The sequence below is a fragment of the Nocardia sp. NPDC055165 genome (assembly GCF_053606985.1).
In genome coordinates this window covers 36404-55354 of sequence record NZ_JBSGSS010000003.1, presented here as the reverse complement: position 1 = coordinate 55354, position 18951 = coordinate 36404, and the positions used below count along the sequence as shown (strand labels likewise).

At 68.5% G+C, this 18951-nt stretch carries 16 protein-coding genes; 7 read left to right on the top strand and 9 right to left on the bottom strand.

The window, feature by feature from the left end:
• Window positions 1–12: 12 nt before the first annotated feature.
• Window positions 13–945 (bottom strand): PDR/VanB family oxidoreductase, encoded by a 933-nt coding sequence (locus tag ACWFRF_RS07020; protein ID WP_379314080.1) that lies wholly within the window; start codon window positions 943–945, stop codon window positions 13–15.
• 180 nt (window positions 946–1125) lie between these two features.
• On the opposite strand from ACWFRF_RS07020, the gene ACWFRF_RS07015 reads away from it, so the two are divergent.
• Window positions 1126–1536 carry a hypothetical protein gene (locus ACWFRF_RS07015; protein WP_452449179.1) on the top strand — a complete coding sequence of 137 codons (411 nt, stop codon included), beginning with the start codon at window positions 1126–1128 and terminating at the stop codon, window positions 1534–1536.
• Between the two features lie 14 nt (window positions 1537–1550).
• Here the strand turns inward: ACWFRF_RS07015 and ACWFRF_RS07010 are convergent, their stop codons facing one another.
• The 7 genes from ACWFRF_RS07010 to ACWFRF_RS06980 all read right to left on the bottom strand — a co-directional run bounded on the left by ACWFRF_RS07010 (window position 1551) and on the right by ACWFRF_RS06980 (window position 10825).
• Window positions 1551–2774 carry a vWA domain-containing protein gene (locus ACWFRF_RS07010; protein ID WP_452449178.1) on the bottom strand — a complete coding sequence of 408 codons (1224 nt, stop codon included), beginning with the start codon at window positions 2772–2774 and terminating at the stop codon, window positions 1551–1553.
• The gene (locus tag ACWFRF_RS07005; RefSeq protein WP_452449177.1) at window positions 2771–4015 is read right to left on the bottom strand and encodes an AAA family ATPase; all 1245 of its coding nucleotides are present in this window, start codon (window positions 4013–4015) and stop codon (window positions 2771–2773) included. Before ACWFRF_RS07005 ends, ACWFRF_RS07010 begins: the two co-directional genes overlap by 4 nt.
• 225 nt (window positions 4016–4240) lie before the next feature.
• Entirely contained in the window at window positions 4241–5737 is a 1497-nt protein-coding gene (locus tag ACWFRF_RS07000) for a hypothetical protein (protein ID WP_379313960.1), read from the bottom strand.
• 165 nt (window positions 5738–5902) lie between these two features.
• A complete protein-coding gene (locus tag ACWFRF_RS06995) occupies window positions 5903–7321 on the bottom strand; it encodes a glyceraldehyde-3-phosphate dehydrogenase (protein ID WP_378989131.1) in 1419 nt (472 codons plus the stop codon).
• Between the two features lie 210 nt (window positions 7322–7531).
• Window positions 7532–8134 (bottom strand): hypothetical protein, encoded by a 603-nt coding sequence (locus ACWFRF_RS06990; RefSeq protein WP_452449176.1) that lies wholly within the window; start codon window positions 8132–8134, stop codon window positions 7532–7534.
• Between the two features lie 59 nt (window positions 8135–8193).
• Window positions 8194–8637 (bottom strand): DUF5990 family protein, encoded by a 444-nt coding sequence (locus ACWFRF_RS06985; RefSeq protein ID WP_452449175.1) that lies wholly within the window; start codon window positions 8635–8637, stop codon window positions 8194–8196.
• A gap of 82 nt (window positions 8638–8719) precedes the next feature.
• On the bottom strand, window positions 8720–10825 hold the full coding sequence (locus ACWFRF_RS06980; protein ID WP_452449493.1) for an MMPL family transporter: 2106 nt from the start codon (window positions 10823–10825) through the stop codon (window positions 8720–8722).
• Window positions 10826–10915: 90 nt separating this feature from the next.
• Between ACWFRF_RS06980 and ACWFRF_RS06975 the strand changes: the two genes are divergently transcribed.
• The 4 genes from ACWFRF_RS06975 to ACWFRF_RS06960 all read left to right on the top strand — a co-directional run bounded on the left by ACWFRF_RS06975 (window position 10916) and on the right by ACWFRF_RS06960 (window position 14423).
• Window positions 10916–11431 carry a MarR family winged helix-turn-helix transcriptional regulator gene (locus tag ACWFRF_RS06975; RefSeq protein ID WP_452449174.1) on the top strand — a complete coding sequence of 172 codons (516 nt, stop codon included), beginning with the start codon at window positions 10916–10918 and terminating at the stop codon, window positions 11429–11431.
• A 227-nt stretch (window positions 11432–11658) separates the two neighbouring features.
• Window positions 11659–13362 (top strand): amidohydrolase, encoded by a 1704-nt coding sequence (locus ACWFRF_RS06970; protein ID WP_452449173.1) that lies wholly within the window; start codon window positions 11659–11661, stop codon window positions 13360–13362.
• 184 nt (window positions 13363–13546) lie between these two features.
• On the top strand, window positions 13547–13987 hold the full coding sequence (locus tag ACWFRF_RS06965; RefSeq protein ID WP_452449172.1) for a hypothetical protein: 441 nt from the start codon (window positions 13547–13549) through the stop codon (window positions 13985–13987).
• A 151-nt stretch (window positions 13988–14138) separates the two neighbouring features.
• Window positions 14139–14423 (top strand): GlsB/YeaQ/YmgE family stress response membrane protein, encoded by a 285-nt coding sequence (locus ACWFRF_RS06960; RefSeq protein ID WP_378988847.1) that lies wholly within the window; start codon window positions 14139–14141, stop codon window positions 14421–14423.
• Window positions 14424–14541: 118 nt separating this feature from the next.
• Here the strand turns inward: ACWFRF_RS06960 and ACWFRF_RS06955 are convergent, their stop codons facing one another.
• Window positions 14542–16065 (bottom strand): flavin-containing monooxygenase, encoded by a 1524-nt coding sequence (locus ACWFRF_RS06955; protein ID WP_452449171.1) that lies wholly within the window; start codon window positions 16063–16065, stop codon window positions 14542–14544.
• A gap of 859 nt (window positions 16066–16924) precedes the next feature.
• On the opposite strand from ACWFRF_RS06955, the gene ACWFRF_RS06950 reads away from it, so the two are divergent.
• Window positions 16925–17368, top strand: a complete 444-nt coding sequence (locus ACWFRF_RS06950; protein ID WP_378626797.1) for a DUF7144 family membrane protein — start codon at window positions 16925–16927, stop codon at window positions 17366–17368.
• 208 nt (window positions 17369–17576) lie between these two features.
• Window positions 17577–18950, top strand: a complete 1374-nt coding sequence (locus ACWFRF_RS06945; protein WP_452449170.1) for a cutinase family protein — start codon at window positions 17577–17579, stop codon at window positions 18948–18950.
• Window position 18951 lies beyond the last annotated feature (1 nt).

Sequence of the window (18951 nt, the reverse complement as noted above, 5' to 3'; positions counted from 1 at the left end):
GTTTTCGACCTTTCAGGCATCGAGCACGAGACGGTCCGTGCGCGCTCGGGAAACGCAGATCATCATGGTTTTGCCCGACTCTTGTTCAGCCGGGGTGAGCACCGAATCGCGGTGCTCGACTTCGCCTTCGAGCACGGTGGTCTCGCAGGTCGCGCACGTTCCCTCACGGCACGACCACAGCACGTCGGCGCCCGCCCGTTCGAGTGCGTCCAGGACCGACGACCCGGCCGGCACCTCGATGGTCCGGCCGGAACGGTTGAGCACGACGGTGCTCGTCCGCTCGGGTCCGGTTGCCGCGATCTCCTTCGGATGAAAACGCTCGACCCGCAGGGCATCCGCGACACAGTGCTGCTCGACCGCGGCCAGCAGCGGCTCGGGGCCACAGCAGTACACGAGCGTGCCCGAGGTCACCGGCTCGAGAATCTCGGCCAGTGGCATCAGCCCGACGTCGTCCTGCGCGTAGCGACGAACCCGCGCACCATAGGCGGACAGCTCGCCGGCGAACGCCATCCGCGCGCCGGTGCGGCCGCCGTAGTGCAGTTGCCAGTCGGCGCCGCGCTGCTGCAGTTCGCGGATCATCGGCAACAGCGGGGTGATCCCGATACCGCCGGCGATCAGGAGGTAGCTCGCCGCCTGCGTGAGCGGGAAATTGTTGCGTGGCTCCCGGATCTCCAGCAGCGTGCCCGGCCGCACGTTCTCGTGCATCCACGCCGACCCGCCGCGGCCCTGCTCCTCGAGCAGCACCGCGATGCGATAACTGTCCCGATTCGCGGGATCGCCACACAGCGAGTACTGGCGAACGACGCCGTCGGGCAGGACGACGTCCACGTGCGCACCCGGTGCCCACGGCGGCAGTGGCGCGCCGCCGGGGTCGGTGAGCACAAAGGACAGCACGCCCTCTGATTCGTAGGTGATGGACCGAATTCGCACAATCGCGCTGATCACACGACGAGTCTCGCAGGGGTTCGGCGGCCCGCGGCGATTGATACTTTCAACGAATTGCCGGATTGAAATGGGGTCGATCGGCTATCGGCGGTCAGCGGGAGAAACGATCAGGAATCGAGAAGTTTCCAGGTCGGCGCCGTGTCAGCATTGTTTTCCATGGATCGACGAAAGGGTTTTGCGATGAACATCACCTGGGTTCGGCGAACTCATCGCGTGCTCGCCGTCGCCTTCCTCGCGGCCGTGCTCATCACGGTGCTCGGATTGTCGCTCAGCGGGCCCGAATGGGTGGTCTACCTGCCGCTCGTTCCGCTCGCCGGGCTCTTCCTGTCCGGTGCGTCGATGTTCGTATGGCTCTTGCGCGGCCCGCACCCGCTGTCGGCGTTCGGCGACAGTGCCGGTCGCGTCCGTCAGGTGCATCGCTGGTCCGCGGCGGTATTCGTCGTCACCGTTGTCGCCACGGTGATCGCGCTGGCACAACCGGAGCCGATCGTGTGGATCTCCTACCTCCCGCTGATCCCACTCGCCGGGCTCTTCCTGTCCGGCTCGTTCATGTTCGTGTCGCCGCTGGCACGGGCGCGGCGCGCCCACTAGCTGGGTGACTCCCGTCAGCCGATGTCGACCACTCGCGCCCATGCGGGTGGGCTGTCCGGGACATAGTCCGGGTCGTCGTGGCGCCACGCGCGTTCTCGGCGGAAGAGGCCGACGACGGTTCGGCAGGCCGGTTGGTGGGAGGGCCAGGGGGTTTGGCCGTCGGTCAGGGCGACGAGTACGTCCGGGCGGGTGCGCAGGGCCTGGGTGAAACCGGTGCGCAGGTCGGTGCCGCCACCGCCGATCAGCGTCATGCCCTCGGCCTGGCACAGCGGGTGGGCGATTCTGGCCGCCGCGTCGCAGGAGAACACGGTGACCAGGTCGCGGCGGCCGCCGACGGCGCGGATGATGGCGGCGACTTCGAGCAGGGCGCTGCCCAGTTCGTCGTCGCTGACCGAACCCGAGGTGTCGATGACCACGCTGACCTTGGGTGGGGTGCGACGCAGGCTGGGCAACACGATGCCGGGGAGTGCGGTGGAGCGGCGGGCGGGGCGCCGGTAGGTGTAGTCCTCGCCGACGCCGGGAGCCGAGGCGGCCGCGCGCAGTGCCGCGCCGAGCAGGTCCCGCCACGGCTGGGAAGGATGCAACGCCTCCTTCGCCCAGCGCCGCCACCCTTGGGGCGCGTCTCCCGGACGCCCGACGATGCCCTGTGCCACCAGGAATCGGACGCCGTCGCGCTGCTGTTCGCTGAGACCGTCCGCGCCGTCGGGTCCCAGCTCCCATTCGCGGTCCGATCCGTCCGCGCCGCTGCCGCAGTCGAGCCACGCCATGTCTTCGGTCAGCCGCCCGAGGCGGAACTGACCCAGATAGTCCTCCATGAGTTGCCCCGGGTCCAGCCCCAATGTGCTGGGCAGCACGGCGCCCTCGGGCCAGACCAGCCCGTCACCGAACGCGTCGTCGTTGATCTCGGCGTCCGCGGCGATGTTCATGCGCAGCCGCTCCCCCGGACCGGTCAGGTCGTGGGCGTGGGCGTAGCGGTCGCTGCGCGCGTGATGGTCTCGCAGCAGGTGCGACACCTCGTGCACCAGGATCGAAGCCAGTTCTTCCACCGGTGTGTAGTCGACGAATCGTGGCGAGACGTAGCACCGCCAGTGTTTGTCCACGCCCATCGTCGGTGACCTCGGCGACTCGACGATGTGCAGCGCGTACAGAGCGGTCGCCAGATAAGGGCGGGCCGAAACCGCCTGCAGCCGTGCGGCATACAGCTTGCCGAAATCCAGTCCGGTGGCGTCCGCTGTCATCGGCCCGCCTGCACGGCAACGCGGGCCGCGGCGCGATCGGCACTCTGCGACACCGCCACCACCCCGGCCAGCTGTTCGATCGCCGCGGGCACCTCCCAGTTCTCGCGACGCAGCGTGGCCAGCGTTGTCGCGGGAACAACCACCAGGTCGGGTGCTCCGGTTTCCACGGCTTTCACCAGCAGCGACCAAGCCGCGTCCCACCGAGCCCGCTCCGGTCGTTTGCGAACCGCGGCCACCACACCGTCGAGAACGGCCTGGCGCAAGTCGCCCCGGGTCGGCAGTTCAGCGGCGACCGGATCGGCCAGCAGTGCTTCCGGGTCGGGCAGATCCATCCGATCGATGCTGGTGAGCAGTTCGAAACCGGGCCCGTCACCGACTGTGCCGCGGATCAACTGGGACAGCACATCACGACTCGCGTCGGCCGCGGTGGCGAAGGCGATCAGCCGCACGGTCATCTCCCAACTCCGCGGTGACGCCCAGGCACCGCCCCGCCGGGTTTCGGTGGTGGGCATCTGGTGCACGAGCTTGGGCCGAGCCGCGAGCAAGGTGCATACCGCGCGACGGGCGAATGCGACCGCCTCCGGCAGGCTTTCGGCCGCGAGCCGAGGCAGGGTCGCGTGTGGCCAGGTTCCGCCGAGGCCGCGGACGACCACGTCGTGCTCGTGAGTCCACTGCAGGTGCACGAATCGGTTCGCCAGCGGCGGGCTCAGCTCCCAGCCGTCGGCGGCCGACGAGCGTGGGTTGGCGGCCGCGACGATGCGCACACCCGGCGGCAGTTCCAGTGCGCCGACCCGCCTTTCGAGAACGACGCGCAGCAGCGCGGCCTGCACGGCGGGTGGTGCGGTGGACAGTTCGTCGAGGAACAGCAGGCCGCGCCCGGCCCGCACGAGTCGAACCGCCCAGTCCGGCGGCGCCATCGGCACCCCCTGGGTCGCGGGGTCGTCGCCGATGATCGGCAGGCCGGAGAAGTCCGACGGCTCGTGCACGCTCGCGATCACCGTGGTCAGCGGCAGTTCCAGAGACTCCGCGAGCTGGGTCAGGGCAGCGGTCTTGCCGATGCCCGGCTCACCCCACAGCAGCACCGGCAGGTCGGCGGCCACAGCCAAGGTGAGCGCTTCCAGTTGCGTGTTGGTGCGCGGCTCCGTCTTCACCGCACCCAGCAGGGCAAGGAGTTCGCCCGCGACGTCGAGCTGGGAGTCGGTGGCGCGAATCGGAAGCGGGCAGAGGGTATGAACAGTCATGTGTGCATCACCTTTGGGTTCGGAGGAATTCGATGGGCGAGCTCAGGCGGAGCGAGCCCGCCCTCGGGGTCTGTCGATGAAGTACGAGGTCGGCGGCGCGAAGGCCGCACGAATCCACGGTCGAGGCGAGGTCCCGGCGACCCGCGGATCAGCCGGTCGTACCAGGCCCACACGACCCCACCTGTCAGCGAGACAAGGCGTGGCCCTGATGGCCTGGACGCCAACTCAGCGCAAGGCCAGGCGTTTCGGACGTGCGCGACGACCCTTGCGGTCGTAACGGTCGGGAAGAACGTGGCCGCGACCGGGTGCGGGTAGACCGGCCCGGAACAGACCATAGGTAATCCGTTGCCGTACAGCGGCTTCGAGTGCGTCGCGAAGTGGTCCGTCGCGCAGCGTCGCGTCCGCGCCGAGCTGGGCTTCGACGATGGTGAGGGCGCCGTCGATATCGCCGTGGTCCAGGCGGTCGCAGACACCGACGAGCCAATCCGGTTGGCGCAGTGACCGGTCGATGGCCTGGAGGCAGGGCATCGGTGTTCCGGTCAGGGCCGCCAGGAGTTCTTCACGCCGGATCTCGGTGGGGTCGTGATCCAGGGCGGCGAGCATCCCGTTCACCAACCCGATCCGATGACGTTCGCCCCGGCACTCCACGATCCGATGACCGGCGGCGGTGGTCCCGGAAGTCTCGGTCGGCGCGCCGTCACAGCCGAGCGCCGAGGCGACCAGCGGATGCAGTCGATCGGCGGCGATCACGCCCGCGCGCAGCAATTCCAGGTCGGGGAGCACCCAGGTCGCCGCGTCGGGCAGGACCGGGAGGGCGGAGATTCCGCCACGCGGGTGTTCCCTCGAAATCCGCACGGCGAGTGGGTCCTCCGCACGCACGTCCAACACGAGCCGCTTGCGCGCACCACACCGCACCGATACCAACCCGGACCGGCGCCCCTCGGCACGCAGCAGAATCCCCGCTTCGTCCGCCCACCGGTCGACGGCGCAACCCGGCGGCGCCGTTGCGGACACAGAATCCCTGGGGTCGTCGCCTGCCGCAAACCCTTGGGCAGCGAATTGCCCTGCACCAGAACGGGTCCGCAACTCCCCCACCCTGCGCGAATCCCACAGGTGACGGTGCAGATCGAGCCGGTAGCGACTGCTGGGTCGGGGGTGTGGGTGCATGCGCGCGCTGGTCGCGGCGCTCGCCGTGTCCCACAGCGCGAGGCTGATCCACTGTCCGGCGGCCGCCCAGGCCGGTGGCGTACGGACCACCAGATACACGGAATCCGCACCGTCACACTGCGTTACGTCACCGGCCGCGCTGTCGAGGCCGGCGATGCTCCCGGATTCGTACCGAGCCAGCACCATCGTCAACCCGGGTCGCAACAGACCGTCCGGCGCGATTCTGGGTAGATGCCAGCGCAACAGGTCCGGCGCCAGATATCGCAGGTCGGCCCGCACCCGGGCGGCGAGTCCTCGACCGTGGGTCCGCGCCAACGTCCGCAGATCCACATCGAGATCGACGTGCGCGGCGGCGCAGGCCCCCGACCAGTCACCGACGAGCCGCCGTGCGGTGGCGGCCTCGATCATGGCGGACGGCACAGCGAGTTCGCGCACACGCAACCAGAGGTCGAGGCGCGCATCGTCGTAGGACGTACGGGAAGACTGCTGATTTTCGGTGAATCCCCCGCGTTCACGCGGGGCAGAAGCCGGTTCGATGACCGGCGTGGGGCTCAACGGCCCGGGCGCAGAACGCCCTTTCGACTCGATGTCATGTCGCCAGTATGCACAACAACGCGCGAGCCGACAAGCGGTGCTGGTCGGGTCGCGCGGTCTGCCACCGAGTCGACGAGGCAGGCGGGCCCTGGTCACCGACCAGATGCCCGCCTTGCCGGCGGGCCGCTATCGCGCGTCGGTGAGCTCACGCACGTCGGACTGCGCACCCAGCTGCGGGTAGGTCGGGTATTCGATGCCCGAGATGTACTGCACGGTCCGCACCACCTGGCACGAGTAGCCGAATTCGTTGTCGTACCAGACGTAGAGGATGGCGGTGTCGCCCTCGACGATGGTGGCGTTGGCGTCGATGATCGAGGCCGCCCGCGAGCCGATGAAGTCGCTCGAGACCGCGTCGGTGGCGGCGGTGTAGTCGAGGTTGCGGCTCAACGGGCCCGCGAGGGATACCTGACGCAGGTACGCGAGCACGTCTTCCTTGGTCGTGTCCTGCTTCAGCTGCAGGTTCAGGATCGCGACGGAGACGTCCGGGGTGGGAACGCGGATCGAGTTGCCGGTGATCTTGGCTTTGAAGTCCGGCATCGCCTTGGCCACCGCGGAGGCGGCGCCGGTCTCGGTGAGCACCAGGTTGAACGGCGCGGAACGACCGCGACGATCGGCCTTGTGGTAGTTGTCCAGCAGGTTCTGGTCGTTGGTGAACGAGTGCACCGTCTCCACGTGTCCACGCACGATGCCGAACTCGTCGTCCATGGCCTTGAGCGGCGGCACGATCGCGTTGGTCGTGCAGGAGGCGCAGGAGAAGATCTGCTGCGACAGGTCCAGGTCGCGGTGGTTGACGCCGTGCACGATGTTGGGCACGTCGCCCTTGCCGGGCGCGGTGAGCACGACCTTCGCGATGCCGGGACGCAGGTGCTGCTCCAGGCCTTCGCGGTCACGCCAGCGACCGGTGTTGTCGATCAGGATCGCGTTGTCGATGCCGTAGGCGGTGTAGTCGATCGTCGTCGGATCATCGCTGTAGATGAACTTGATGACGTTACCGTTCGCGGTGATCGTGTCGTTGTCGGTGTCGACCTTGATCGTGCCGTTGAAGTGCCCGTGCACCGAGTCGCGCCGCAGCAGCGACGCCCGCTTGGCCAGGTCGTCGTCGCCGCCCTTGCGCACCACCACCGCGCGCAGGCTCAGCCCGTTGCCCGACCCGGCCTTCTCGATCAGCAGCCGGGTGACCAGCCGCCCGATCCGCCCGAACCCGTAGAGCACCACATCACGCGGTCCCTGCGACACGGCCTTGTTGCCGTCGCTCACCTCGGCCAGCACCGAGGTGGTGAACTCCTCGACCGACAGGCCCCGCTCGTCGGCGTGAAACGCCATCACCAGCTGGCCCAGGTCGATCTTGCACGGCCCCAGATCCAGCCGGCTGATCACCTCGAGGAACGGCAGGGTCTCGTCCACCGACAGCTCTTCGCCGCCGATCTGGCGCGCGAACCGATGCGTCCGCAGGATGCTGATCACCGACTTGTTCACCAGCGACCGGCTGTGCAGCAGAATCGTCACACCCTTGCTGCGGTACAACGTCCCGATGATGGGAATCATCGCCTCCGCCGCAGCTTCCTGAGCGTTCCAGCGATCAAGTTGTTCGGTAGTCAACACACGTCCTCTGGGTTCATCGATATTTCCGCTGCATCGATGCTAGTGAGCGCCGAATTTTCACCGTGGGCCACTCCCCACCGGTGAGATCGTGCGCACTGTGCCGAGAGGAATGCCCGCGATCGGGCGACTGTGACCCGCGGCACCGAACACGGCTCAGAACTTGCCGGTGTGGTGCTCGACGCGGTGGCCGAGCCGGGCGGTGAACTCGGCGATGAATTCGTCGGTCAGCGGTGGCCAGCCCCAGAAGTCGAAGGCAAGGGCGCCGAGGGCGAAGCCCCACGGCCATTGCCAGTCGGTGATCGCGCCGGCCGTACCGCACGCGGTGCATGCCACCGCACCGGTGCCCGTCTGCTCCCACCCTTCGATCGCGTCCGAAAACGGTTGCCACACTGCGGGATCAGGTTCCCAGGCCTGTGGGTAGTCGATGATCACCGTGCTTGCCCGGCAGCTCGGGCACGTCGCGCCGGCCGGTGCGATCTCGCCCTGGCCGCCGTAGTGGGCGTGGCGGCCGGCGATGACCCCTACCGGGGCGGGAATCCACTCGGCGCCCCAATCCTCGGCGATCTCCGCCCACGCGGGCCCTGCCACATACCCTTCGTCGACGTGGAGGCTGTACATCGCGTCCGCCGAGGTCTCCCGCAGCAGCCACCCCCGCGACACCATCCAGCCGATCGTCGCCTCGGCCGACGCCTCGGCATCCGCCGCGGCCACATCGAGATCGACGATCCGTTCGAAGTTGTCACCCACCCTTCGCATCCTGCCACCGCGGTCCGACAGAGTGTGACGCACGTCAGCACCGCGGGTCGATGCTGTGGTCAGGTCGCGGCAGCCCAGCGGATCGACGCGGGTTCCACCCTCGCGCACAACGGGTTTCCGGTCGCGTCCGTGAGGCCGAGACGAGCCTCGAGCACGCCCGATTCGGTCGCGGCCGCCAGCGTCTCTGCGGGAACGTCGGCGAGCATCAGCTTGGCGCGCCGGAACATCGTGAGCGTTGCGGTGTCATCGTCGCTGACCCAGCTGAGGTAGAGGAACCGCTCCCCCGGTCGGCCCTGGACATAGGGCCCTCGGACGTCGGTCACGTGGACGGTGCACTCGACCGTCCACGTGACGGTTTCCGAGTCACCACGCTGTAGGTCGAGCAGCTCCTGTGGCCGGTTCCTGCGCTGCACGCCGACATGAATGTTCGAGTACGCCGTCTCGACCCCGGGCGGTCGACAGGACGACCCCGGCAGCTGTGTCCCCACGATTCGGATACGCATTCCGCGATTCTCCCGCACGCCTGCGCCGATTTCCGCGCAATGTTCGACGACGCAGCGGAGTCCGCCGATTTCACCGCGGAGCTCAGTCCACGGCCACTGCTTCGGTCGAAGCAGGCTGTGCCGCTTCGGCTTTCGCGAGCACTCCCGGCCACCACACCTTGTCGCCCAGCAGCGCGAACAGCGCGGGGACAACCAGCGTGCGCACCACGAACGTATCCAGCAGGATGCCGATCCCGACCACGATGCCCAACTGGGTCAGGGTGATCAACGGCAGCACACCGAGCACACAGAACACCGCGGCCAGCACCACACCGGCGCTGGTGATCACGGCTCCGGTCGAGGCGACCGCGCGCACCATGCCCTGGGTGGTGCCGTGCGCGCCCGCTTCCTCGCGGGCCCTGGTGACCAGGAAGATCGTGTAGTCCACCCCCAGCGCGACCAGGAACAGGAAGCCGAACAGCGGCACATTCGTGTCCAGGGCGGGGAAGCCGAAGATCGTGCCGCTGATCCAGCTGCCCGCACCGAGCGCCGCGAGCGCGCTGAGCACCGTGACGCCGACGAGCAGCACGGCGGCGGGCACCGCGCGCAGCAGTGCCAGCAACACCAGCAGCACAACGGCGAGGATGAGTGGAATGACCAGCGCCTGGTCACGGCGGGCGGCGTCACGGATGTCGAGCGCTTCGGCGTCCGTACCGCCGACGAGGGCCTCGGCGCCGGGGACGGTGCCGACCGCCGTCCTGATCGCCTCGATGGTGGTGAACGCCTCCGCCGAGCCGGGCGGCGCCTCCAGAACGACCGACCACCGTGTCGCACCGTCGGCGGAGGTACCGGTAGCGGTGGCGCGCGAAATGCCCTGTACGCCGTCGAGGGCCGACTGGATCCGGGTGGTGGTTTCGCTGCGCGCGATCACCACGGCGGGATCCGACGAGCCGGACGGGAAGTGGTCGGCCATCGTGTCGAGCCCGTCGACGGACTCGGCCTCGACGCGGAACTGCTCGGTCTGCGAGAGCCCGATATCGGTGGTCGCGAGCCCGGTCGCGAAGACGATCAGCACCGCCGAAGCCGCGCCGGCCACGACGGCAGGGCGGCGCACCACCCGCTTCGCGACGACCGCCCAGACGCCCTGCTCGGCCGCGTCGCGACCGTCCGCCTTCGGCACGAACGGCCAGAAGACCCGCCGACCGCACAGTGCCAGCGCCGGCGGCAACGCGGCGAGCACGAAGATCAGCGCCACCACGAGTCCGGCGGCGGCGAACGCGCCGAGGCTGCGGGTGTTGGGGAGCATCGCCAGCAACAGCGTCAGCAGAGCCAGCACAACGGTGACGTTGCTGGCCACGATGGCGGGCGCGGCATGGCGCACCGCGGCGCGCAACGCCACTCGATGATCGGTGTGGCGATGCAGTTCGTCGCGATACCGCGATACCAACAGCAGCGCGTAGTTCGTTCCCGCCCCGAAGACCAGCACGCTGGTGATGCCCGACGTCGAACCGTCGAAGGCGAGTCCGGTGAGCTCGGCCAGGAGCGTGCCGACACTGGTGGCGACGCGGTCGGCGAGCCCGACCACCGTCAACGGCACCAGCCACAACACCGGCGAGCGATAGGTGACGATGAGCAGGGCCATCACCACGATCGCGGTGACGATGAGCAGCAGCGAGTTCGCACCGGAGAAGGAGTCGGCGATATCGGCGCCGAAGGCCGGTCCGCCGGTGATCTGCACGCGCAGCGCATCGGGTAGATCGGTGCTGACGGCTGCGCGTAATTCGTCGACCCGATCGGTGAGCGCGAAGCCGTTGAGCTGTGCGGACACCGGAATCTGGGCGAGCGCGGCCCGCCCGTCGGGAGCGAGCATCACCCGGGGATCGTCGGTGGGCGAACCACCCGCGCGGGTGAGCGCCGCGTGCACTGCCGTGAGATCGGCCGGTGTCAGCGAACCGCCGTCGTCGCGGGTCGCCACCATGATCGCGGCGGCGGTTCCGGCATCGGGAAACCGTGCCGCGGCCTCGGCGGCCAGGGCGGATTCCGCCGATCGCGGCAACGACACCGGGGCCTGGCCCGCGCTGTCGTTGCTCCCTGCCAGCGCCATCACCGCCATGGCGGCCGCGACGACAGCGAGCAGTACCGCCCACGATCGCCGACCGGTGACGAGCCCGGCGAACCGGTCCCAACCGTTTCCGTCACTCACTCGCATCACGCCGAAACTATTTCAGAAACTTAACTAATTGGCAATGCCGGTGGCTCCGACGGCTAAGCTGCCTGTCGGACAGAGAGGAGGCCGCGCGTGGATGACGACACCGCCGACACGAACCCGGCCGCCGACCGGACAGCGCTCGAGACCGGCATCGCCCGGGATCTGCGTGCGCTGACCGCGATCTCCGAACAGATCGGTCATGTCTTCGCGCGATCGAACGACCTGCGCCCGAACGATTTTCGCGCCCTGATGCACGTCGCCACGGCCGACTCCGAGGGCTCACCGGTGAGCGCGGGCCAGTTGAGCAAGCTGATGGGCGTCTCCGCGCCCGCCGTCACCTACCTGGTCGAGCGCATGATCGAATCCGGGCACCTCGACCGCGTGCCCGATCCGGCGGACCGACGGCGGGTCAACCTGACCTATACCGACCACGGCATGTCGGTCGCCGCCGGATTCTTCGGACCACTCGGTTCCCGCACCCGCGAGGCGCTGTCCGCCCTGCCCGACAGCGACCTGACGGCCGCCCACCGCGTGCTCGTGAGCGTCACGGCCGCACTGCGCGAGTTCTACGCCGAGCTGCCGGAGCCTGGGCGAACCGCCGAATAAACGTGTCCGGAACCGGCATCCGCGACCGCTCGGCTCGACACGGCGCCGACGTCAAACGGGCCCGCTCGATCTGCGATCGGACACGCGTGTCGCCCTCTCCGCCGGTAGCCCTCAGGGAATAGCCTGGGCTGGTCAGCAGCATTTCCGACCTTTGTTGCCGCCGAATCGGTGTCCACGGTCGGCCGAATTCTTCTCCGCCTCGAACACCACAAGCGAGGGAGTTGGCTGTGTCGGATTTCATTCTCACCGCAGGCACCGTGATCACCATGGACGAGGACCGCCCCCGCGCTGACGCCGTCGCAGTCTCGGGTTCACGCATCGTCGCGGTCGGGTCGCTGGCCGAGTGCGTGTCGGCGGTGGCCCCGGACGCCGAGGTCATCGATACCGGCGCGCGAGCGTTGCTGCCGGGGTTCGTCGAACCGCACGGGCATCCGTTCCTGGGCGGGGTCCTCACCCAACCACCCATCGCGCAGATCACCCCGTGGGTAGCCCCGACCTGGGACGATGTGGTGGCCGTGTTCACAGCGGCCATCGCCGCGACCGACCCGTCGACGGCGTTGGTGTTCAACGGGTTCGACGCACTGCTCCAGGAACACGCGGCACCGACAGCATCGGACCTGGACGCGATCTTCGGTGATCGGGTGGCCGTGGTCCTGGACAACTCCGCGCACGGCATCTACTTCGACACCGCTCTCATCGAGCGCTACGGCTGGTCCGACAACCCGCCACCGGACCCCGACGGCGGTCACTACGGTCGCAATCCGGACGGCTCGCTCGACGGTCAGGGATTCGAAGTGCCGGTGCTCACCGCGGTCATGACGCCGTTGATCGCCGAGATGCCCAGCCCGCTGCTCAGCGGCGCCGGGTTCTTCGCGGCGATGTCGCGCGCCGGGTACACCACGACCTCGGACATGGCCTACGACCCGCAGACCGCACACGACTACGAAACACTGGCCGCCACCACATCGTGCCCGCTGCGGGTCAACCTGTGGGAGATGTCGACCACCGACACCTACACCGAGCCCGAGACCTTCGCCGCCGGCGACGAGATGCTGCGCAAGGCCGGCGTCAAACTCTGGACCGACGGTGCGGTCTGGGTGGGCAGTGCGGCGACGTCGTTTCCCTACCTCGATACCGAGGCGACTCGGCGCGCCGGTATCGACCCGGCGACCGCGGGCGGCACCGGTTCGCTCAACTACACCCGATCGCAGCTGGACGAGATTCTGGACAAGGCCGCGCCCGCGGGCTGGCAGATGTCGTTCCATTCCAACGGCGATCTGGCCGTCGAGCTGGCCCTGGACGCTTACGAGGCGGCGTTGCAGCGCCACGGCCTGACCGGCACCGATCACCGGTGGCGGATCGAGCACCTGGGCGGAGCGAGCCGCGCGCAGATGGACCGAGCGGCCCGGCTGGGCGTGCACGTGTCGCTGTCACCGTTCCAGTACTACTTCTGGGGCGATCTGCTCGACGGCGCGATCTTCGACCACGAACACGGCAGCCGGTGGCAGCCCACCGCCGACGCGCTGGCCTCGGGGGCGTGCGTGTCCCTGCACAACGACGGGCCGGTCTCGCCACCGTCGCCGCTGGTCAACATCCAGACCGTCGCCTCCCGACGCACCCGCGCCGGCACCGTACACGGCGCCGATCAGGCGATTCCGCTCGATGACGCGATCCGCGCGCAGACGATCAACGCCGCCCGCACCCTGCGCCGCGATCACCTGATCGGGTCCATCACGGTCGGCAAGCTGGCCGACTTCGTCGAGTTGTCCGGTGACCCCTACGAGGTCGACCCGGCCACGTTGGGCGAGACCGTCCGGGTCAACGGCACGTGGGTGGGTGGGCGCCGGGTCGACCTCGACGCGTTCCTGGCCGCAGTGCCGAACAGCGACACGACCCCGCGCCCGAGCGCGCGCCTCGGACCGTGCTGCTGAGCCTGCGCCGACCCTGGACCGAGGGAAATCCCTGAGCTGAAGCTCCGGGTCGGGACCTGATGTGCCCGACCCGTCCCGACGGGAGCATCGAAGAATGGAAACCGTTGGCAATCAGGATATTTCAGGAACCGTTCGACGGCGTCTCGGTGTCGCGGCGCTGGCATCGGCTGTCACGGTAGCGGGCTTGCTCGAGCTCTCGACGGCAACCGCGTCCGCGGACACCGCTGTCAGCTGTTCGTGGGCGGGCACCCCGTACACACAGGGAGCCACCGTCGTCGCCGGTGGCTGGACCTTCGCCTGCGGCCGATCGCAGGCCGGGGACGCACGCTGGGATCGCGGAGCATCGACGCATCGGACGAGCACGGTCGCCAATCCGGGCGCCGCCGCCGAGCCCACCGGCCGCTTCAGCGCGGGGGCGGTCCAGCCGGGCACCGGATACAACGACTATTGCGTGGGTGAGCAGCTCGTCAGCGGTCGGGAAGCCGTCTACGAAGCCGTGCCGGACGGGCGCGGCCTGCGCTGGCGGCAGGCGGGTCCGATCACACAGTGGCGTTTCGATCAGGGCGACGGCACTGCCCCGGCGGGCCGGTCCGCGAGCGAGTGCCGGGTGGATCCTCAGTTCTGAGCAGCATCGACGGTGATGGGGTGATCCGGCGTCGGCGCGGACACGCTTCGACAACGCCGAGGACACGACCCTGGTTCTCCGGGCGAAGGGGAGAAATGATCGAACTTGACCGGCACTCCCCGGCCATCGGCACAACGTGGAGGTTCGAGCGATGTGGAACGCGATTGTTCAGATCTGTGGATTCTTGATCATCGGCGCCGTGGTCGGCGTGCTCGCCAGGGTGCTCAAGCCGGGTAAGGAGAACATGAGCATGGGCATGACCCTGGTGCTCGGCATGGTGGCGGCGCTGATCGCGGGCGTGATCGCCAGCCTCATCGGCGTCGGCTCCATCACCGAGCTCAACTTCTGGGGCTTCGTCCTCGCGGTCATCGCGGCGGTGGTGCTGCTGTTCGCGGCCGAGTCGATGGGCGCCCGCAAACACCCGCCGGTGGCCTGAGCCGAACGCGTCGGCGCTCGCCCGTCGCCGTGACCTGGCGACGAGGTGCAGCGCCCCCTGTGCGGCGCCGCTCCTCGGCGGGCCTCGGCCGGTAGTGCCGAGGCCCGCCGCAGCGCGGTCAGGTGATCTGCTCCGCGACCTCTCGATCGGCGTCGCGTGCTCCGGTGATCGCGGCCACCTTCGCGAACGACTCGGCTGGATCGCTGCCGACGATCTCGTGTTCGAACTCGCTGACGGTTCCAGGCCAGGCATTGGTGACCGTGCCGTCCGCGCGTTTCCACCATGCCGTCGCCGCACCGTCGCACCAGATGGTCCGGGCGAGAGCATGATCCAGACGGTCGAGGTAGCGCGCCATCGCCCGCTCGGTCACCTCCACCGGCGCACCCCAGTCCGCGCTGAGGGCCAGACAGCGCGTGATGTACCGGGCCTGGTGTTGCTTGACCGCGGGGTTGCTGTTCGACGGAGTGAACGAGTGCGGCCCCGCGATCATGTAGAGATTCGGAAAGCCGGGCACCGCGAGTCCGTAGAAGGCGGCCGGTCGACCTCGGCGCCGCCACCGGTCGTGCAGATCCACTCCCCCACGGCCACGGATCCGCACCCCGGCGAGGAACTCCGGCGCACGGAACCCGGTGGCCCACACGATGACGTCGGCGCGGCGCTCGGTGCCGTCGACAGTGCGGATCCCGTCGGGGCCGAGCCGGTCGATGCGGTCGGTGACAAGTTCGACGTGTGGCCGGGTCAGCGCCGGATAGTATCCGCTGTCGAGCAGGATCCGTTTCTCCCCGATCCGGTAGTTCGGTGTGAGCTTCGCGCGCAGTTCACGATCGCGCACCTGCCACCGAAGGTGGGCGCGCGCAACGAGTTCGGCCGGTCCCGCCGACCACCCCGCGCGCATGATCGGCGCGAGAACCAGATCAGCCGCGTGGTAGATCCCGGCCCGATACAGGTCATGCAGACCGGGCACACGCGTCAGCGCCCACCGCGACAGCGGACCGAACGACGCGGCGGGCTTGGGCAGCACCCAGGACGGGGAACGCTGATACACGGTGACGCCGGCCGCGACGCGGGCCAGCTCGGGAATCATCTGCGCCGCCGAGGAACCGGTACCGACGACGGCGATCTGCCCGCTCAGGTCCGCGGTGTGATCCCACCGCGCGGAGTGGAACGCACGGCCGCCGAAGGTCCGCGCTCCCCGCAACCGAGGAATCGCGGGTCGATGCAGTTGGCCGAGCGCCCACACGACCGCGTCGGTGCGGATCCGCTCCCCGGTGGTCGTGGTCAGTGTCCAGGTGCGGTCGGTGTCGCTGTAGTCGGCGGCCGTCACGGCGGTATCGCAGCGCAGATGCGCACGCAGACCGTTGCGGTCGGTGACCTCCCGCATGTAGGTCAAGATCGCCTGCTGATCCGGATAACGCACGCGCACGTCTCGATAGGGGTCGAAGGCGAAGCAGTACAGGTGCGCGGGCACATCGCAGGAACAGCCCGGATAGGTGTTCTCCCGCCACACCCCGCCGACCTCCGGTCCTTCTTCGAGGATCAGGAAGTCGCGCACCCCGGCCTGTCTCAGCTGCGCGGCCATGGTGAGCCCACCGAAGCCCGCCCCGACGACAACTACTTCGTGGGTGATCGTGGGCCCGGTCATCGGCGGACGCCATAGGGGCGCGCGAGAATGACGAGTACATCTACTGTGGTCATCGCAGAGTTCTCCAAGTGTCTGCATCTGCTCTGCGGGCGGTGGCGACCGCCGTGCAGAGCTGTTTTCGGGTGTCTCCCCGTGCTCGCGGGGAGGCACCCGATCCGGTATCCGAGGGAGAATGCGCGCTGAATGCGGCGACACGACCCCGGTTGAATTCGCGAGCAGAGGGGTCGACAACGACCCTTCCGCCTTCACCACCGCGGCGGTCCACGGACGAGTCCCGGGTGCGCCGAAGACGACATTGTTGCCCACGGAATCACCACCCGGACAATCGAATTGGGCCAGGTCATACCGTGAACTCCTCCAATGCTCGGGAACGGCCGCACATGATTCGCTTGCTTCCGGACTCGGGAGTTCATTCCGACCGGCGCGCACGCGACTTGTCCCCGCCCCACCAGCAACGGCAATCATCCGGCAATCGAGCCGTTCGGCAGGCGGTCTCGGTCGAGCCGGGGTGTCGTCGCGCTTCGGGCCGGCATGCGCCACCGATCCGGCGGCCCACCGGGACTACGAGTGGCCACCACGTCGTTCAGCCGAGGTTCGCGGAAGGCCGCGAGCGCGGATTGCGAACCTGAAACATCGCCGCATCAAGAGGCGTGCCTCCGGTAAACTCGCTGCGTGTCGAGCTAGACGGATCGTGGGCGATCGAACTCCGATCGCGAGCACCACCCTTCAGTCGGCGCTGCGCACCGGCGTGCCGCGCAATCCGCCGTCCCTACCGAAGTACGCGATTGCCTGTCATTGCGACCTGTCGGAGTCTCGGAGATCTGCGATGGCGGAATATCGCCGCAGCAAGGGGCTTGCCATGACCGAGCGCAATCCTTCCGCAAATCGTCCCGTTCCCGAAGAAGAGCCTTTCGCGCGGCAAGCCGCTGCCGAGGGGATCTCCGTGCTGGCGGCGATCATGCTGTTCATCGCCGCGGCGGCCTCCATCCTCGAGGGCATCTCCGCGATCGCCGAGGACGAGTTCTATGTCGCCGGCTTCAGCTACGTCTACGAATTCGACGCGACCACCTGGGGCTGGGTTCATGTCGTCCTCGGCGTGATCGCCATCGTCTGCTCGATCGGTCTGATGTCGGGCACCGCGTGGGCGCGATACGCGGCGGTGGGCATCGCGGCACTGGTGATCATCGCGAACTTCTTGTCCCTGCCCTACTATCCCGCGTGGTCCATCGTGATCATCGCGATCAGCGTGGTGGTCATCTGGGCCGTCACCGCCTGGCAGCCCGCTCGCCACGACCGGGCATGATGCCGAAAACCGCACAACGCGAAAGCCGCAGGCCAAGGCTCGACCACGACACCGCGCGGCCCCGGCAGCTAATCTGAAATGAAACTGTGTCTGAAAACCTCGGCGAAACCGACGGCGAGTGGCGAGAATTGGCCCCGACGGACGGTTCGGCGCAACTCAGCACCTGTCGTACGTCACGAATTCCCTTCGGCAACAGAGGAATTGGACGATGGACAGGTTGTCGAGATCCGCCGCGGCGATGCTGGTTGCCGCCGTCGTCGCGGTCGGGACCGCGGCGGTCGGCGTCGCGCGGGCGGAGACACCCAGCACGCAGCCCTGCACCCCGTACACGGCAATCTTCGCGCCGGGGACCTGGGAGACCACGCCGGGCGCCGATCCCGGGGTGCCCGTCGGGATGCTCCAGCCCGTCGGCGATGGCCTGCAACGGCAGTTCGGCCGGGACATCACCGTGCGCTATGTGCCCTATGCCGCCAGCGCTTTCGACCTGGGTCTGAGCTACGCGGAGTCCCTGGGCACGCTGGAATCCCGCTTGCACCAGATGATGCGCGGCCTGTGTCGCTCGACGCGGGTCATCCTCGCCGGCTACAGCCAGGGCGCGGACGGCATCGGCGATCTCGCCACCGAGATCGGCAATGGCGACGGCCCCATCGATGCCGATCGAGTGGTCGGTGTCGGACTACTGGCCGATCCACACCGCGATCCGAAGACCACACTCTCCCTGGGCAATCCGCAGCCCGGCCTCGGCATAGCCGGAACGCGAAGCCGGGATTTCGGTGCGTTGACAGACCGGGTTCGCACCCTGTGCACCGACGGCGACCTGTACTGCTCCCTCGATGCCACCACCTCCCCGTTCCTCGCTGTATTGGGCCGGGTCCTGAGCGGTGATCCCGAACCGATCGCGAATGTCATCCCCGCCACGGTCGATCCCAGCAGCCTGATCGCTCAGGCTGTCACCATGGGCGCCGGCTGGACCGCCACCGCGGCGAACCTGCCTACCATTCTCGACAACCTCACCCACCTCTCGGAATTCATCGCGGCGGGTGACATTCGCGGTGCGCACCGGACCGCGAATGCCCTGAACGTTGCCCTGTCCCCGTTGGTCGAGGCCGCCGCGGGTGTGGACCGAGTCCTGGTCGCCCAGGTCATCCGCGCGGCCGCCGCCGTCGACCCCGCTGGTTGGACCGCAGCCGTCAGCGTCATCGCCGACGCCCTCGTGCCCATCGATTTTCTGAGCATCGCCGACAGGGTGGGCCGAATTCAGGAAATCCTGTGGCGTGCGGTCGAATCCCTCGATCGCAACGACCCCCTCGCCGCCGCCACCGACCTGGCGACCTTGGCCGCCACCGGCGCCGACCTCACAGGTTCCGTGCTCGGCCCTGTCGCCGCCGGGCTCCGAGCAGACCTCCGCGCGACCACCCGAACCCTGCTCAGCATCGCCGACCCCGCCACCATCGACGAACTCGTCCAGCTGGCCCGCCAAGGCGTGGACATGGCCAACTTCTACGCCTCCGAGGCTCACGTCGACTACGGCGACGACGTCCTGATCCTCCTGAACTACCTGAGCTCCCAGGTCGTTTCGTAGC

Bases quoted from the DNA above. Each gene is read 5' to 3' on its own strand.
- ACWFRF_RS07015 (WP_452449179.1), top strand. From the start codon at position 1,126: ATGAACATCACCTGGGTTCGGCGAACTCATCGCGTGCTCGCCGTCGCC.
- ACWFRF_RS07010 (WP_452449178.1), bottom strand. From the start codon at position 2,774: ATGACAGCGGACGCCACCGGACTGGATTTCGGCAAGCTGTATGCCGCA.
- ACWFRF_RS07005 (WP_452449177.1), bottom strand. From the start codon at position 4,015: ATGACTGTTCATACCCTCTGCCCGCTTCCGATTCGCGCCACCGACTCC.
- ACWFRF_RS06995 (WP_378989131.1), bottom strand. From the start codon at position 7,321: ATGATTCCCATCATCGGGACGTTGTACCGCAGCAAGGGTGTGACGATT.
- ACWFRF_RS06990 (WP_452449176.1), bottom strand. From the start codon at position 8,134: ATGCGAAGGGTGGGTGACAACTTCGAACGGATCGTCGATCTCGATGTG.
- ACWFRF_RS06985 (WP_452449175.1), bottom strand. From the start codon at position 8,637: ATGCGTATCCGAATCGTGGGGACACAGCTGCCGGGGTCGTCCTGTCGA.
- ACWFRF_RS06980 (WP_452449493.1), bottom strand. From the start codon at position 10,825: ATGCGAGTGAGTGACGGAAACGGTTGGGACCGGTTCGCCGGGCTCGTC.
- ACWFRF_RS06960 (WP_378988847.1), top strand. From the start codon at position 14,139: ATGTGGAACGCGATTGTTCAGATCTGTGGATTCTTGATCATCGGCGCC.
- ACWFRF_RS06955 (WP_452449171.1), bottom strand. From the start codon at position 16,065: ATGACCGGGCCCACGATCACCCACGAAGTAGTTGTCGTCGGGGCGGGC.
- ACWFRF_RS06950 (WP_378626797.1), top strand. From the start codon at position 16,925: ATGACCGAGCGCAATCCTTCCGCAAATCGTCCCGTTCCCGAAGAAGAG.
- ACWFRF_RS06945 (WP_452449170.1), top strand. From the start codon at position 17,577: ATGGACAGGTTGTCGAGATCCGCCGCGGCGATGCTGGTTGCCGCCGTC.